Annotated in this window: 15 protein-coding genes; 8 read left to right on the forward strand and 7 right to left on the reverse strand. The window is 74.4% G+C overall.

Annotation, left to right across the window (positions count from 1 at the left end; translation table 11 throughout):
• Window positions 1-180: 180 nt before the first annotated feature.
• The 3 genes from IF23_RS0108040 to IF23_RS0108050 form a co-directional block, all read right to left on the reverse strand.
• On the reverse strand, window positions 181-1,431 hold the full coding sequence (locus IF23_RS0108040; RefSeq protein ID WP_051739412.1) for an acyltransferase family protein: 1,251 nt from the start codon (window positions 1,429-1,431) through the stop codon (window positions 181-183).
• Between the two features lie 217 nt (window positions 1,432-1,648).
• Window positions 1,649-2,083 (reverse strand): GNAT family N-acetyltransferase, encoded by a 435-nt coding sequence (locus IF23_RS0108045; RefSeq protein ID WP_030281328.1) that lies wholly within the window; start codon window positions 2,081-2,083, stop codon window positions 1,649-1,651.
• Window positions 2,084-2,175: 92 nt separating this feature from the next.
• On the reverse strand, window positions 2,176-3,072 hold the full coding sequence (locus tag IF23_RS0108050) for a TIGR03621 family F420-dependent LLM class oxidoreductase (RefSeq protein WP_030281330.1): 897 nt from the start codon (window positions 3,070-3,072) through the stop codon (window positions 2,176-2,178).
• Between the two features lie 336 nt (window positions 3,073-3,408).
• Between IF23_RS0108050 and IF23_RS0108055 the strand changes: the two genes are divergently transcribed.
• The 7 genes from IF23_RS0108055 (at window position 3,409) to IF23_RS0108085 (ending at window position 9,704) form a co-directional block, all read left to right on the forward strand.
• Window positions 3,409-3,921 (forward strand): type II toxin-antitoxin system HicB family antitoxin, encoded by a 513-nt coding sequence (locus IF23_RS0108055; RefSeq protein WP_030281332.1) that lies wholly within the window; start codon window positions 3,409-3,411, stop codon window positions 3,919-3,921.
• Between the two features lie 101 nt (window positions 3,922-4,022).
• Window positions 4,023-4,868, forward strand: a complete 846-nt coding sequence (locus IF23_RS0108060) for a DUF4097 family beta strand repeat-containing protein (RefSeq protein ID WP_030281334.1) — start codon at window positions 4,023-4,025, stop codon at window positions 4,866-4,868.
• Between the two features lie 195 nt (window positions 4,869-5,063).
• Window positions 5,064-6,299, forward strand: a complete 1,236-nt coding sequence (locus IF23_RS0108065) for a cytochrome P450 (protein ID WP_030281336.1) — start codon at window positions 5,064-5,066, stop codon at window positions 6,297-6,299.
• A gap of 160 nt (window positions 6,300-6,459) precedes the next feature.
• Window positions 6,460-7,485, forward strand: coding sequence for a DMT family transporter (locus IF23_RS0108070; protein WP_211266134.1), 1,026 nt, complete (start codon window positions 6,460-6,462; stop codon window positions 7,483-7,485).
• Between the two features lie 104 nt (window positions 7,486-7,589).
• Complete coding sequence (locus IF23_RS0108075) at window positions 7,590-7,859, forward strand: hypothetical protein (protein ID WP_030281340.1); 270 nt, start codon at window positions 7,590-7,592, stop codon at window positions 7,857-7,859.
• A complete protein-coding gene (locus IF23_RS0108080; protein WP_030281342.1) occupies window positions 7,856-8,227 on the forward strand; it encodes a hypothetical protein in 372 nt (123 codons plus the stop codon). Before IF23_RS0108075 ends, IF23_RS0108080 begins: the two co-directional genes overlap by 4 nt.
• 205 nt (window positions 8,228-8,432) lie before the next feature.
• Window positions 8,433-9,704, forward strand: a complete 1,272-nt coding sequence (locus tag IF23_RS0108085) for an MFS transporter (protein WP_051739413.1) — start codon at window positions 8,433-8,435, stop codon at window positions 9,702-9,704.
• Here the strand turns inward: IF23_RS0108085 and IF23_RS0108090 are convergent.
• From IF23_RS0108090 to bioB, 4 genes are all read right to left on the reverse strand, one after another.
• Window positions 9,670-10,461 (reverse strand): class I SAM-dependent DNA methyltransferase, encoded by a 792-nt coding sequence (locus IF23_RS0108090; protein ID WP_030281346.1) that lies wholly within the window; start codon window positions 10,459-10,461, stop codon window positions 9,670-9,672. The two genes, IF23_RS0108085 and IF23_RS0108090, sit on opposite strands and share 35 nt — an antisense overlap.
• 70 nt (window positions 10,462-10,531) lie before the next feature.
• The gene (gene bioD / locus IF23_RS0108095) at window positions 10,532-11,233 is read right to left on the reverse strand and encodes a dethiobiotin synthase (protein ID WP_030281348.1); all 702 of its coding nucleotides are present in this window, start codon (window positions 11,231-11,233) and stop codon (window positions 10,532-10,534) included.
• A 76-nt stretch (window positions 11,234-11,309) separates the two neighbouring features.
• On the reverse strand, window positions 11,310-12,614 hold the full coding sequence (locus IF23_RS0108100) for an adenosylmethionine--8-amino-7-oxononanoate transaminase (RefSeq protein ID WP_030281350.1): 1,305 nt from the start codon (window positions 12,612-12,614) through the stop codon (window positions 11,310-11,312).
• A complete protein-coding gene (gene bioB, locus IF23_RS0108105) occupies window positions 12,607-13,791 on the reverse strand; it encodes a biotin synthase BioB (protein ID WP_030281353.1) in 1,185 nt (394 codons plus the stop codon). The genes IF23_RS0108100 and bioB overlap by 8 nt, the downstream gene beginning before the upstream one ends.
• Window positions 13,792-13,991: 200 nt before the next feature.
• Here bioB and IF23_RS0108110 point away from each other — a divergent pair, with 200 nt between their 5' ends.
• Window positions 13,992-15,197 carry an 8-amino-7-oxononanoate synthase gene (locus IF23_RS0108110; protein WP_078653856.1) on the forward strand — a complete coding sequence of 402 codons (1,206 nt, stop codon included), beginning with the start codon at window positions 13,992-13,994 and terminating at the stop codon, window positions 15,195-15,197.
• The last annotated feature ends 98 nt before the right edge of the window (window positions 15,198-15,295 follow it).

The following is a 15,295-nucleotide window of genomic DNA, read 5'->3' on the forward strand; positions in this document are numbered from 1 at the left end:
AGTCGTACGGGCGCCGGATGCGCCTGCGTACAGGAGAAGGAACCCCACCATGGTAAAGGGTCGGCAAAAGTGCGGGCGGTGAGCGCGGTGTGGGGCTAATGGGCACGCGGAAGGGGCCGCCTCCCGGGAGGCGGCCCCTTCGTGGTGGCTCCGCGGCTGCCCGCGGGGTGCTCCGGCGCGTCACACGCCGCTGGGCACCGGTCGCGGCGGCGTCTCCGCGCCGCCGGTCGAGGGCTGCCGCGGCGGTGCGCCGTCGCCGTCCGCGCGGTCCGCCGGGTACATCCCGCGGGTGAGTTGGCGCCGCAGCGCGCGCCCGGCGGGGCGGTCGACGAGGCGGTACAGGGCGTAGGAGAGCAGCAGTGCGAAGCCGAGCCCCGCCGCCACCGACGGCAGCAGCCCGAGCCCCGGGGCCACCTGGAGGAGCCCCTTCGCCACCGGAACGCCGATGCTCTGGTGCACCAGATAGAACGGATAGGTGAGCGCGCCCGCCGTCACGAGGGCGCGCCACCGTATCCGGGCCAGCGGGCCGAACGCCGCGAGCGCCAGCACGACGAGGAAGAAGGTCAGCAGCGCGGCACACGCGGACCAGGAGAGCGCGCCGCCCGCGGCGGGCTTCACGGTGTGCGAGGCCACCCGTCCGTGCAGCACGGTCAGCTCGTAGCACCAGGCGAACCCGGCCAGCAGCCACAGCACGATGTTCTGCCCGAAGCGGTGCATCAGGTAGAGCGCGATCCCGGTGACGAACAGGCCCGCGTACTGGCTCAGCACCACCGCGTCGAGCTCCTTGGAGTGCAGCTCACGGGCGAGCAGCGCCAGCGTCAGCCAGGCGCCGCAGAACGCGATCATGCGGCGGTAGGTCAGCCCGATGAAGAGCATCAGCGCCATCAGCAGGTAGAAACGCGCCTCCACCCACAGCGTCCAGGCGACCCCGTCGATCAGTGTGAGCCCCATCGGGCCCGGCGCCATCGTCAGATTGCCCAGCACCGTCCGGGGATCGATCGGCGTCGCCGCCTCCAGATGCGCCACCCGCGCGGTCGCCACCAGGGCGACGACCAGCAGCACCGCGCACCAGTACGTGGGGAAGAGCCGGGACACCCGCGAGACGACGAACTGCGCCGGGGTCCGTCCCCAGCAGCTCATACAGATCACGAAGCCGCTGATCAGGAAGAAGAACTCCACACCGAGCCAGCCGTACCGGCTCACCTCGTGCAGCGCCGGAACGGTCTCCCGCAGGTCGTACTTCCCCCAGAAGTGCGGGGTGGTCGTCCCCAGGAAGTGGTACGCGGCGACCGCGACGGCGGCCACCAGCCGCAGCCCGTCGATGGCGGCCAGCCGCGTCCCGCCGCCCTGGGGCAGGGAACTCCCCTCCGTCCGGTCCGGCGCGGACGGGCGCCCCTTCCGGGCGGGAAGTAGCGAAGTGCCCCTGAGCACGGTGGTCCTCCAGAACGAGTCGAACACCCCGCCGGACGACGGGAGGGCCGACTATATAACGCGTGTATACCCATGATGTATATACGGAGGGGATAGGGGAGTGCGGTCCATCAACTCCACTGTGTGCGAGGCGAGTTGGGGCGGTGAAAGAAAAAAGAGGGCTTCCCGTCGGACTCGGATGGTCCGGCGGGAAGCCCTCCGGGGTGCGGTGTGCCGCTCAGCCCTCCACGGGGAGCGGCTTCACCCAGCGGCGCCAGTGGTCCTCGCGGTGGTAGCCCGCGGCGGCCCAGGTGTGGTGCGCCGGTTCGTTGGCCTCCAGGACCATCGCATCGATCCGGCGCCCGCCCAGCGCCCGGAACCGCTCCTGCGCCGCGCCCATGAGGGCGGAGGCGACGCCCTGCCGCCGGTGTCCGGGGGCGACCGCCAGCCGGTACGCCGAGCACCGCCAGCCGTCGAACCCGGCGATGACCGTCCCCACCAACTCCCCGTCCCGCTCGGCCAGCAGCAGGGACTCGGGGTCGCGGGTGAGCAGGCGGGTCATACCCTCGTGGTCGTCGCTGATGCTGGTGCCCTCCGCCGCCGTACGCCAGAAGTGGAGTACGGCGTCGATGTCGGAGAGGCGGGCGTGGCGGATACCGAGATGATCACTCATGGCGCCATCCCATCAACGGCCACGTCCGCACGTCGAACCCTTTCCACGATGCGGGCGGCCGGACGCCGCGGCGCCCGACCGGCCCCCGGCGGTCAGCCGCGCCGCACCTCCTCGATCACCGGCGCGAACTCCTCCATGACCGGATCCAGCACCGTGATGTACGAGAACCCGAACCGCTCGCGGTGCCCGCGGAGTTGGTCGGCGATCTCGGCGGGCGTCCCGATGAGCAGTGTCGGCACCTCCAGCAGCTGCTCCGCGTCGAGCCCCAGACCCTGCGCCGCCAGCTCCCGGGCCGCGCCCCGGCGGTCATCGGTCACCACCACCCGCTGGGCGAGGATGTTCCGCTCGGCCGGTGCGGTGCGCCCGGCGACCTCCTCGTACCGCGCGTAGCGGGCCACCGACTCCGCCACCTCCTCGGCGGAGAGCAGCTCCAGCGTGCCCTCGGGGCGCCCCGGGGCCTGCCGGACGCCGGAGAACGCGGTGATCCCGGCGTGGGTGGCGGCCAGCCGCAGCATCCGCGGGCCGTTGCCGCCGATCAGCAGCGGCGGACCCGGTTGCTGCGCCGGTCGCGGGGCGACGGCCGGATCGGCCAGCAGCCGGCCCAACTCCTCGACGGTGCGGGTCAGACGGTCGACGCGCTCACCGGCGGAGCCCCAGGGCAGCCCCGCCTTCTCGTGCTCGGCGCGGACGTAGCCGGTGCCCAGGCCCAGCTCCAGTCGCCCGCCGGTGAGGGCGTCGGTGGTCGCCACCTCGCGGGCGAGCAGCGCGGGGTTGGTGAAGCCCGCGTTGAGGACGAAGGTGCCGACCCGTGGCCGGGACGTCACCTCCGCGGCGGTGATCAACGCCGGGAACGGCGCCGGGCGGCCGAGATGATCCGGTACGAGCAGTACGTCGTAGCCCAGCTCCTCGGCCCGTCGGCAGGTACGGCGCCAGGTGGCACCGGTGTCGAGGGTGAGGATGTTGAGCCCGAAACGGAACGGTCGGGACATGGGACCCCCTTGGCGTCGGGTACCCAAGGCCCGGTACCCGTGGGCGTGTTCGGATACGTCCGACGCGCTTATGCAACCACGGGCGCCGCCGGTGCGGGGCGGTCTTCGGGGAGTGCGCGGCGGTGTCGCGCGGCATGGGGTGGCGCCATGTGGCATCACGTGGCGCCATACGGTGCCCTCGTGTGCCACTTCGGGTGGGAAGGGGTGCCCGCCGACGCCTTGCCGACTACCGGAATTTCCACGTTATGGCAGGTCAGCCGGGTGATCCGACACTCCTCCCGTTTGCGTCACCGGAGGAGCTTGCGCATGGCGCCATTCTGGTGCCACTATGGCGCCATGGATCTCACCCCGTATGTCGACACCCTCCGCCGTGAGCTTGCGGTGGCCGCCGAGGCCGGTGGGGAGGAGGCCCGCGAAATGGCGGAGCGGCTGACCGCCCCGCTGGAGTCGGCGAGCCGGTTGGCGATGCTGCATGTGCTCTCCGCCGCGATGGACGAGATCACCCGGGAGCTGGCGCCGGGCTCGGTCGATGTGCGGTTGCGGGGGCTGGACCCGGACTTCGTGGTGACCCCGCCGCCCGCCGCCCCCGCGACGGAGACCGCCGCGCCGGTCGAACCGCCCGTGGCGCAGCCGCCCGCCGAGGGCGACGACGGCGGCACCGCCCGCGTCAACCTCCGGCTGCCGGCCGCCCTCAAGGCGCGCGCCGAGGAGGCCGCGGGCCGCGAAGGGCTGTCGGTCAACGCCTGGCTGGTGCGGGCGGTGTCGTCCGCGGTGGACGGCGGGCCCCGCCCGGCCGCCGCCCAGCGCTCCCGGACGGTCGGCCAGAGCTTCACCGGCTGGGTGCGCTAGGCGGCCCGGCCGCACCCGCGGAAGTACCGCCGCACCCGGACCACTTCACACCGTCCCCCACGGGTGGGGACGTTCCCAGGACTCACGAGGACGGTTCAGCCATGCCTTCTTTCGACACCTCCGGGCCGATCGCGGTCACCGCTCATCTGGACGCCGGATCCCTCCAGCTCCTGGCGGGTGAGCGCCGTGACACGGTCGTCGACGTCCGGCCCCGCGACCCGAAGCGCGATCAGGACGTCCGCGCCGCCGAACAGGCCGAAGTCGCCTTCGCGGGCGGGGTGCTGACGGTCAGGACACCCAAGCCGCGGTACCGCCTCGGGCGGACCGGCACCGTCGATGTGACCGTCGAACTGCCCGCGGGCTCGGACGTCGAGATGACCGGCGCCTGGGTGCAGGTGCTGGGCGAGGGGCGGCTCGGCGAGGTCCGCGTCAAGACCTCCGCCGGTGACGTCCGGCTCGATACGACCGGGCCGCTCCGGCTCACCGCCGCGCACGGCTCGGTCAACGTCGGGCGGGTCGCGGGCGCGGCGGAGATCGCCACCAGCTCCGGCAGTCTGCGCGTGGGGACCGTCGACGGTCCGGCGACCCTGAAGAACTCGCACGGCACCACGACCGTCGCCGCCGTGACGGGGGAGCTGAAGGTCAGCGGCGCCCACGGGGACATCGACATCGCCCGGGCCGAGGGGCCGGTCACCGCGACCACCGCCCACGGCACCCTGCGGCTCGCCGATGTCGCCCGCGGCAGCGTGCAGTTGGAGACCGCCTCCGGCTCCATCGAGGTCGGCATCCGCGAGGGCACCGCCGCCTGGATCGACGCCTCCTCCGCCTCCGGTCAGGTGCGTAACGCGCTCACCTCCGCGGAGACCCCGGGCGGGGCCGAGGACACGGTCGAGATCCACGCCCGCACCCGCCACGGCAACATCGAGATCCTCCGCGCCCGGCGCTGACCACCGGAGGGCCGCCGCCCGGCCGTCCCTTCCGCCCCCGCCGGGGGAAAGGTTCCGCACTCTCGCATGTACCTTCCGCCGCACGGGCCCATCCGTGTCATGCCCATGTCCCAGCGCTACTCCGCCCTGCGGCGCCACACCACCGTGCGGCGCCGCCCCGCCACCCCGTGCCGTTCCGCCACGAAAGGGCACCCCATGTCCGCCACCGCACCCACCCCCGGCCTTCCCACCGAGCGCGACGCCGGTCCCTTCGCCCCGCCGCGCGCGATATCCCGGATGCGCGAGGCGCGCCCGGTCAGCCCGCTGCGCTTCCCCGACGGGCACGAGGGCTGGCTGGTCACCGGCCACGAGGAGGCCCGGCGGCTGCTCGCCGACAACCGGTTCAGCTCCCGCCAGGACCTCGGCATCCTCCACGTCCCGTACGAGACGCCGGGCATGCCCGTACCGACCGCACCGTCGCCGCAGGTGCCGGGCCTGTTCATCGCCATGGACCCGCCGGACCACACCCGGCTGCGGCGCAAGCTGACCGGCGCGTTCACCGTACGGCGGATGCGGAGCCTCGAAGCGCACCTCGCCGACCTCGTCGAACGGCAGCTGGACGCCCTCGCGCGGCTGACCCCGCCGGTCGATCTGGTCGCGGAGTTCGCGCTGCCGGTGCCCTCGCTGGTCATCTGCGAACTGCTCGGCGTCCCCTACGAGGACCGCGGCACCTTCCAGGCGAACTCCGCCCGTTTCATGCTCAAGGAGGTCTCGCTGGAGGAGAAGATGGCCGCGTACGGCGCGCTCACCGGCTACCTCGCCGAACTGGTCACCCGCAAACGCGCCGCACCGGGCGACGACCTCCTCTCCGATCTGGCCCGCGACGGCGACCTCACCGTCGAGGAGCTGACCGGCGTCGCCTTCCTGCTGCTGCTCGCGGGCCACGAGACCACCGCCAACATGCTGGGCCTGGGCACATTCGCCCTCCTGGAGAACCCCGGGCAGCTCGCCGCGGTGCGCGCCGACCCGGAGCTGCTGCCGGGCGCCGTCGAGGAGCTGCTGCGGTACCTCTCCGTCGCCGACCTCTTCTACCGCTACGCCACCGAGGACATCGAGCTGGGCGGCGTCACCGTCCCCGCGGGCTCGACCGTCGTCGTCTCCCTGCTCGCCGCCGACCGCGACCCCCGCCGCTTCGCGGAGCCCGACACCCTCGACCTCCACCGCAACGCCCGCGGCCACCTCGCCTTCGGGCACGGCGTCCACCAGTGCCTCGGGCAGCAACTGGCCCGGATCGAGATGCGTGCCGCACTCGGCGGACTGCTGCGCCGCTTCCCGGACCTCGCCCTCGCCGTCCCCGCCGCCGAGGTGCCGCTGCGGACCGACATGACCGTCTACGGCGTCCACGCCCTGCCGGTCACCTGGACGGAGACGGCCCGGCGCCCCGGCGCGTGACGACGGGCGGCACGGCTCTGTGTGAGCCGTATCGCTCGAAGTGGCCTCGCCCGTACGGGCGTACGCCCCGTGCCGTACCGTGACCGGGCCACTGACCTGTCGGAAGTCCGCCGCCTCGATGCATCCGGTGCGACGGCCCGGAAGCACCGGAGAGACGACTGTGCGGACCCGCCCCGGCCACCCCCGCCGGATACCGGCCCTCGCCGTACCCATGACCCTCGGCGTCCTCGCCGCCGCCGGATTCGCCACGAGCTTCGTGCTCAACCGCGGGATGAGCCTGTCCGGTGGCTCGTGGCTGTGGTCCGCGAGCCTGCGCTACCTCTTCATGGTGGTGCCGATGGCCGCGCTGGTCGCGGTGCGCGGCGGTCTGCCCGCGGTGCTGCGCAGCCTGCGCGCCCGCCCCGCCCGCTGGCTCCTCTGGTCCACGATCGGCTTCGGCCTCTTCTACGCGCCGCTCGCCTGGGCCTCCCAGGTGGGCGCCGGGTGGCTGGTCGCCTCGACCTGGCAGCTGGTCATCGTCGCGGGCATCGCCATCGGCGCGCTGGGCGGCAACCGCGTCCCGCTCCGTACCGTCCTGGTCTCCCTACTGATCGTCATCGGGGTCGTCCTGACCCAGCTGGAAAACACCGGGGACACCGGCGCGGCCACCGCGCTCAAGGTGGTGGTCCCGGTGGTGATCGCGGCGGTCGCCTATCCGCTCGGCAACCGCATGCTGCTCGGTACGGACGGGCTCGACGGCGTCCAGCGGACCCTGGCGATGACGCTCGGTTCGCTGCCGCTGTGGCTGGTGCTGGCGGCCGTCGCGGGCGCCACCGCGGGGCCGCCGTCCGGCGGGCAGGTGCTCCAGTGCGTGATCGTCGCGCTCTTCTCCGGCGTCCTCGCCACCACCCTCTTCTTCCGCGCGACCGACCTCGTCCGCGACCGCCCCGCGGCGCTCGGCGCGGTCGAGGCGACCCAGGCGGTCGAGGTGCCGTTCACACTGCTCGGCGAGGCGCTGCTGCTCGGCGTCGCGGCGCCCGCACCGATCGGCTGGATCGGGCTGGCGCTGATCCTCGCCGGACTGTGTGTGCACGCCCTCGGCCACGGGCCCGCCGAGGAGGGCGCCGCATCCGCGGCGGTCCCGGCGGACGTCCCCCCGCCGGTCCCGCTCGCCCAGGAGGCCGGTGGCGCCGGGGGCGGCCGCTGAGCCGCGCCGGGGCGTGCGCCGCGGGGCGGTGCGGGGCGTACGGCTCCGCTTGCCGTCCCGTGGACCGCTTGCCGGTGCTAGCGGATGCGCGCTAGCGTGAAGGCGTGGCGAAAACACAGTTGAACGTCCGCGTGGACGAAGCCACCGCCGAGGCGGCCCGGGAGCGGGCCCTGCAGCGGGGAGTGAGCGTGAATCGCTATATCGAGGAGCTGGTCCTCCGGGACGCCGGGGAGGCCGGTCAGACCTTCGTCGAGGCCGCCTCCGACTTCATGAAGCAGTACGAGCGCGTCTTCGCCGAGGAATTCGGCCGCGGCGCGGCGGGGTCCGCGCGCGGCGCGGCCGGCGGCAGGGAAGGACACCCGGGCAAGAAGTGACGCTCCGCATCGACCTCGCCTGGCTCCTCCTCGTCGCCGAACAGCACACCCCGGGCGACCCCGCGGTCACCGACTGGGGCGCCCTCGTCGCCGCCGTCAGCCGCCACGAGGCGGAGATCATCGGCGTCCCCGTCTACACCGACCCCCAGGACCGCGCCGCGGCCCTCCTCCAGATCCTGCTGCGGGTACCGGCGTTGGAGCGGTCCAACGCGATGTTCGCGACGGCCGTGGCCTACGGCTACCTCGTCGCCAGCGGGCTGAAGATCGCGACCTCGCCCGAGCGCGTCCGCGACCTCGCCCGCCTCGTCAAGGACGACACCACCGAACTCTCCGCCATCGCCGACGAACTGCGCAGCTGGACGGTCTGACGCCGCCACCGGCCCCGCGATCGGACGCCCGTGCGAACGGATCGCGCCACGCCCCCTAGAATGGCCCTTCGGCCCCGCGCGCGGCCGGACACGGTGGGCACGCGGCACCGGCGGCATCCCGTACGGGAGACACCGACCGCCCTCGGCCCGGCCGTTGACCCGCAGGTCAACAGGCCGTCCCTCCGTACGCAGCACTGAAGGACGCATGCCCCAGTACCCCGCGCCGTCGGCACCCACGCCCCCCTCCGAGACGACGGCCGCGGATCCCGCGGCGCCCGACCCCGCGGCGGACCGCTACGCCCGCAAGGCCGTCGTCGCCTCCGCCGTCGGCTACGGTCTCGAAGGCTTCGACCTCCTCATCCTCAGCTTCGCGCTCTCCGCCGTCACCGCCGGACTCCAGCTGACGTCCACCCAGGCGGGATCGCTGACCACCCTCACCCTCATCGGCTGCGTCGTCGGCGGACTGCTCTTCGGGATGCTCTCCGACCGCCTCGGCCGGATCCGGGTGCTGTCCTGGTCGATCGTGCTCTTCGCCGTCTTCACCGGCGCCACCGCCCTCGCCCAGGACTTCCCGCAGCTCGCCACCTTCCGCTTCCTCGCCGGGATGGGCATCGGCGGCGAGTTCGGCATCGGCATGGCGCTCGCCGCCGAGGCGTTCCCCCGCCGCAAACGCGCCCGCGGCACCTCCTACGTCGGCCTCGGCTGGCAGGCGGGCGTCCTCGCCGCCGCCCTCGTCTCCGCGCCCGTCATCAACGCCTGGGGCTGGCGCGCCCTCTTCGCGCTCGGCGTGGTGCCCGCCCTCGCCGCGTTCCTCTTCCGCCGCACCATGCGGGAGCCGACCGCCTTCACCGCCTCCGCCGAACGCGCCCGTCCGGCCACCGCACCGCTGCGCAGCCTCGTCGACACCCCCGCCGCCCGCCGCGCCACCCTCGGCGTCCTCGTCCTCACCTCCGTCCAGAACTTCGGCTACTACGGCCTGATGACCTGGCTGCCCAGCTACCTCTCCCAGCAGTTCGGCTACAGCCTCACCAAGTCCGGTGCCTGGACCGCCGTCACCGTCCTCGGCATGGCCTGCGGCATCCTCGCCTTCGGCCACCTCGCCGACCGCATCGGCCGCCGCCCCACCTTCTGGCTCTTCCAGGCGGGCGCGGTCGTCACCGTCCTCGCCTACGCCACCCTCACCACACCCGTCGCACTGCTCGTCGGCGGCGCCGTGATGGGCGCGTTCGTCAACGGCATGACCGGCGGCTACGGCGCGCTCATCGCCGAGCTGTACCCGACGCACGCCCGCGCCACCGCGCAGAACGTGCTGTTCAACCTGGGCCGCGGCGTCGGCGGCTTCGCCCCGCTCCTCGTCGCGCTGATCGCCGGGAGCTTCGGCTTCCAGAAGGCCATCGGCCTGCTCGCGGTCCTCTACGTCCTCGACATGGCCGCGATGTTCCTCATCCCCGAACGCAAGGGCGCGGCCCTGGACTGACCCCCGCGACGGTGATGATCTCGGGGCTCGCCGGACCGTACGGCGAACGGTCCCAGTCGCCGTAGCGCTCCTCGACGGTGAGCCCCGCACCGGCCAGAAAGCCGTCGAGGGCGTCCGCGGAGAGGAAGCGGAGGGTGCTGTCGCCCCGTACGGGACGCGGCAGACCGGGCCCGGTGAGGGTGGTGGTGAACCGCACCAGCCCGCCGTCCACGGGACGGTGCACCCGGTGCGCGATCCGGGCCCGCGCCCCGTCCGGGCCGGTCACCGCCACCGCATGCTCCGGGGTCCACCGCTGCCACGCCCGCGCCGCCGGATTCCGCGTCTCGAACGCGAACCGGCCGCCGGGGGCCAGCGCCCGGCGGACGACGGTGAGCGCGGCCCGCAGCTCCGCGTCCGTGCACAGCACCTGGAAGGCGTGGCCGGTCATCACGGCGAGATCGAACTCCGGCGCCGCGCCGACACCGCCCAGCTCCGCCGGGTCGGTGGTGGCGCCCAGACCGGCCGCGATCCAGGTCGGGCCGTCGGGGGCGCCCGCGCGGGCGATGGCCAGCATCGCCGGATCCGGGTCGAGCCCGCACAGCCGCCCGCGGTGGCCGCGCTCCCGGGCCCGGCGCAGCAGGGTGCCGGTGCCGCAGCCGACATCGAGGACGGCATCGGCCCGCATCACCAGATCGAGGAAGAAGTCGTCACAGACGCCCCAGGGGTTGCAGGCGTCGTACCAGTGCGCCAGGAGTTCGGCGTCGCCGCGGCCGGTCATGGTCGTCAGTGTGCCGGGGGCGGGACGGCCGGGCGAGTCACTTTCCGATGGCCGGGCCCGCCCCGCCCGCTCACCCCGGCAGCCGGAACGTCCCCGAGCCGCCGAGCGCGGGGGCCAGCCACCCCGGGGCCGCGGAGCGGAACGCGCCCGGCGGCAGGCCACCGGCGCCCTCCGGCACCAGGCCGAGCAGCGGGGCGTCGGCCGATTCGGGCAGGTCGGCGAGGTTGCAGCGGGAGGCCAGATCCGGTGCGGCGGGCCAACTGCCGATCACCACGCCCGCACAGCGCAGACCGTGGGTGCGCAGCGCCAGCGCGGTCAGCGCGGTCGCGTTGAGCGTGCCCAGCCCCGCCTCCGTCACCACCAGCACCGGCGCGCCCGCCAGCCGCGCCGCGTCCGCCAGCGTGCGGCCGTCCGCGTCGAACCGCACCAACAGCCCGCCCGCGCCCTCCACCAGCACCAGGTCGTGCGAGGCAGCCAGCTTCTCCGCGGCGTCGGCGACCTGCTGCGGCCCGACCGGCGTCCGGCCCGCCCGCGCCGCCGCCGTCGCCGGGGCCAACGGCTCGGGGAACCGCGCCAGTTCCTCCGTCGTCACCGCCCCGGCCAGCCGCGCCACCTCCGCCGCGTCACCCGGCTCATCCGGCCCGACGCCGGTCTGCGCGGGCTTGAGCACGGCCACCGAACGGCCGTCCGCGAGCGCCGCCGCCGCGAGCGCCGCCGTCGTCACGGTCTTGCCGATCCCGGTGCCGGTACCCGTCACGAACAGCACCGTCATGGTGTCTCCTTCAGCTTGTCGTACAGAGGAACCCCGCAGGGGAGGGCGCCCCGGGGGGAGCGGGGCGCCCGCGCCGTCAGCCCTCCCGGGCGGCCGCGCACACCGCGGCGCAGATCCGGGCCACGTCGTCGTCGCCGGTGACATACGGCGGCATGGTGTAGACGAGGTCCCGGAACGGGCGCAGCCACACGCCCTCCCGGACCGCCGCCGCCGTCGCCGCGGCCATGTCGACCTCGTGATCGAGCTGGACGACTCCGATCGCGCCCAGCACCCGGACGTCCCGCACCCCGGGCAGCTCCCGGGCCGCCGCTAGCCCGGTCCGCAGCCCGGACCCGATACGGCGCACCTCGCCCGCCCAGTCCTGCGACAGCAGCAGATCGACGCTGGCGCCCGCGACCGCGGTGGCCAGCGGATTGCCCATGAACGTCGGGCCGTGCGCCAGCACCGGCACCTCGCCGCGGGAGATGCCCGCCGCCACCTCCGCGGTGCAGAGCGTCGCCGCCAGCGTCAGATAACCGCCGGTCAGCGCCTTGCCCAGACACATCACATCCGGGGCGACCCCGGCGTGCCCGGCGGCGAAGAGCGAGCCGGTGCGGCCGAAGCCGGTGGCGATCTCGTCGAAGACCAGCAGCACCCCGTGGGCGTCACACGCCTCGCGCAGCACCCGCAGATAGCCCGGGTTGTGGAACGCCATCCCGCCCGCGCCCTGCACCACCGGCTCCACGATCACCGCGGCCAACTCGTCGGCGTGCCGGGCGATCAGCTCCCGCAGATGCGTGGCGTACGCCGCGTCGACCGGGGCGTCGAAGCCCGGCGGCGGCGCGTCCGCGAAGATCTGCCGCGGCAGGACGCCCCGCCACAGCTCGTGCATCCCGCCCTCGGGGTCGCAGACCGACATCGGGTGCCAGGTGTCGCCGTGGTAGCCGCCGCGCCAGGTCAGCAGCCGCTGCTTGCGCGGGCGGCCCACCGACCGCCAGTACTGCAGACACATCTTGGCGGCGACCTCGACCGCCACCGAACCGGAGTCGGCGAGGAAGACATGGCGCAGCGGCTCCGGCGTGATCGCGACCAGCCGCTCGGCCAGCCGCACGGCGGGCTCATGGGTGAGCCCGCCGAACATCACATGGCTCATCCGCCCCAGTTGCTCGCGCGCCGCCTCGTCCAGCACCGGGTGGCGGTAGCCGTGCACCGCCGACCACCACGACGCCATCCCGTCGACCAACTCGCGGTGCCCGCCCGCCGGTTCGGCCAGCCGCAGCCGCACCCCGGCCGCCTCCTCGACCACCAGCGGCTCGGCGCGCCCGGGCATCGGACCGTACGGATGCCAGACGTGCTGCCGGTCGAGGGCGAGCAGATCGGCCGGGGAGAGCGGCTCAGGCATTGGGCGGCAGCTCCGTGCCCGCGCCCCGGCGGCGTACCGCCACCAGACCGCGCCGCACCTCGTCGGAGGGGGCGTCACCGGAGGCGGCGGCCTGCTCGGGGACCTCGGCGGCGCCGTGGCAGCCGCCCGCCCCGCCGTCGCCGCAGCCGCCGTCACCGCAGGTCCCGCCCGGGACCCGGTGCTCGGGCAGCGTGGTGGTGTCGGTGCCCTCCACCTCGAAACCGGCGTCCGCGATCATCGCCAGATCGTCCTTGCCCGCCTGGCCCTCACTGGTCAGGTAGTCGCCCAGGAAGAGGGAGTTGACGAGGTGCAGCGCCAGCGGCTGCATGCTCCGCAGATGCACCTCGCGCCCACCGGCCAGCCGCACCTCGACGTCCGGGCAGACGAAACGGGTCATCGCCAGGATCCGCAGCGCCCGCTGCGGGGTGAGGTTCCACTCCTTCGCCAGCGGCGTCCCCTCGAACGGGATCAGGAAGTTCACCGGCACCGAGTCCGGGTCCAGCTCCCGCAGCGCGAACACCACGTCGACCAGGTCCGCGTCGCTCTCGCCCATCCCGGCGATCAGCCCGGAGCACGCCGACATCCCGGCCGCCTGCGCCTGCTTGACGGTCTCCACCCGGTCCCCGAAGTCATGGGTGGTGCAGATGTCGCCGTAGGTCGCCTCGGAGGTGTTGAGGTTGTGGTTGTAGGCGTCCGCCCCGGCCTCCCGCAGCCGTCCGGCCTGGCCGTCCGTCAGCAGCCCGAGGCAGGCGCACACCTCGACGCCCTCGTTCTGCTCCTTGATGGCGGAGATGGTCTCCGACACCCGGTCGACGTCCCGGTCGGTCGGCCCGCGCCCGCTGGCCACCAGGCACACCCGCTTGGCGCCCCCGGCCACCCCGGCGGCCGCCGCCCGTGACGCCTCCTCCGGCTTCAGCCAGGTGTACTTGAGGATCTCCGCCTTCGACCCGAGCCGCTGCGAGCAGTACGAGCAGTCCTCGGGGCAGAGCCCGGACTTGAGGTTGACGAGGTAGTTGAGCTTCACCCGCCGGCCGAACCATTTGCGGCGCACCCGGCCGGCCGCGGCCACGACGTCGAGCAGGTCGTCATCGGACGTCGCCAGTACGGCGAGCGCCTCTTCACGGGTCGGCAGCTCGCGCCGCAGCCCCTTCTCCACCAACGTGTTCAGCAGCTCCATGGCGACGATCCTGGCGTACGCCGGTACCCCTGGCCAAGGAGGATTCCCACAACGCGCCCAGATCGGGGTGTGTGTATCACCACACCCTGGGGCGGTGGAACGACCGCTAACGTCTATCGGCAGTCCACAATCGCCAACGACCCCGCCCGCCCTGCCGACGGCCCCCGCGGGTGGGGCCGCAAGGGAAGCGAAGGAAGCCGATGCCAGCGGATCCCGCCCTGCCGCCACCCCGCGACGCCCCCCGCGCCGACGCGGCCCCGCCGGACCCCGGCGCGGCGTTCGACTGGCTCGACGAGGCCCACGCGGCACGGCTCCGTGCCGGTCTGCGCCGCACCCTGCGCCCCCGCTCCGCCCACTGCGAACTGCTGGACCTGGCGAGCAACGACTACCTCGGACTCGCCCGCCACCCGCTGGTCACCCGCGCCGCCGCGCAGGCCGCGCACCGCTGGGGCGCCGGTGCCACCGGCTCCCGGCTGGTCACCGGCACCACCGAACTCCACACCACGCTGGAGGCCGAACTCGCCGCGTTCTGCGGCGTCGAGGCGGCGCTGGTGCTCTCCTCCGGGTACGCCGCCAACCTCGCCGCCGTCACCGCCCTCACCGGCACCGGCACCCTCGTCGTCTCCGACGCCGCGAACCACGCCTCCCTCATCGACGGCTGCCGCCTCTCCCGCGCCCGTACGGCCGTCGTCGCCCACACCGACCCCGCCGCCGTGGACGCCGCGCTCTCCGCGCACGGCGGCCGGGCGCTCGCCGTCACCGACGCGGTGTTCTCCGTCGACGGCGACGCCGCGCCGCTGCCCGCCCTCGCCGCCGCCTGCCGCCGCCACCGCGCGGGTCTCCTCGTCGACGACGCCCACGGGCTCGGGGTGCTCGGCGACGGCGGACGCGGCGCCGTCGCCGCCGCCGGGCTCGCCGGTGCCCCGGACACCGTCGCCACCGTGACGCTGTCGAAGTCCCTCGGCTCCCAGGGCGGCGCGGTCCTCGGCCCGGCGCGGGTCATCGAGCATCTGGTCAACACCGCGCGGACGTTCATCTTCGACACCGGGCTGGCCCCGGCGGCGGTCGGCGCCGCCCTCGCCGCCCTGCGGCTGCTGCGCCGCGAACCGGAGCGCGCGGCCCGCACCCGCGAGGTCGCCGCCGCGCTGCACCACCGGCTGACCGCCGCCGGGCTGGCGGCGGTCCGGCCGGACGCCGCCGTCGTCGCGGTCCGCGCGCCCTCGCCGGACGCCGCCGTCCGCTGGGCGGCCGACTGCCGCGCCGCCGGACTGCTCGTCGGCTGCTTCCGCCCGCCGTCCGTCCCCGACGGGATCTCCCGGGTCCGCCTGACGGCCCGCGCCGACCTGACGGACGCCCAGCTGCGTACGGCGGTACGCACCTTGGCGGAGACCGCGCCGCGCGGCTGACCCGCCCGGGCGGCGGATGCGCCGGAGCCGCCGTTAGCCGCCGGGCGGCCGCCGCGGGCCTGCGACCCGCGCCCGCACCGGAGGATTCACCGCTTCGG

Source organism: Streptomyces catenulae, from assembly GCF_000718015.1.
Taxonomy (GTDB): domain Bacteria; phylum Actinomycetota; class Actinomycetes; order Streptomycetales; family Streptomycetaceae; genus Streptomyces; species Streptomyces catenulae.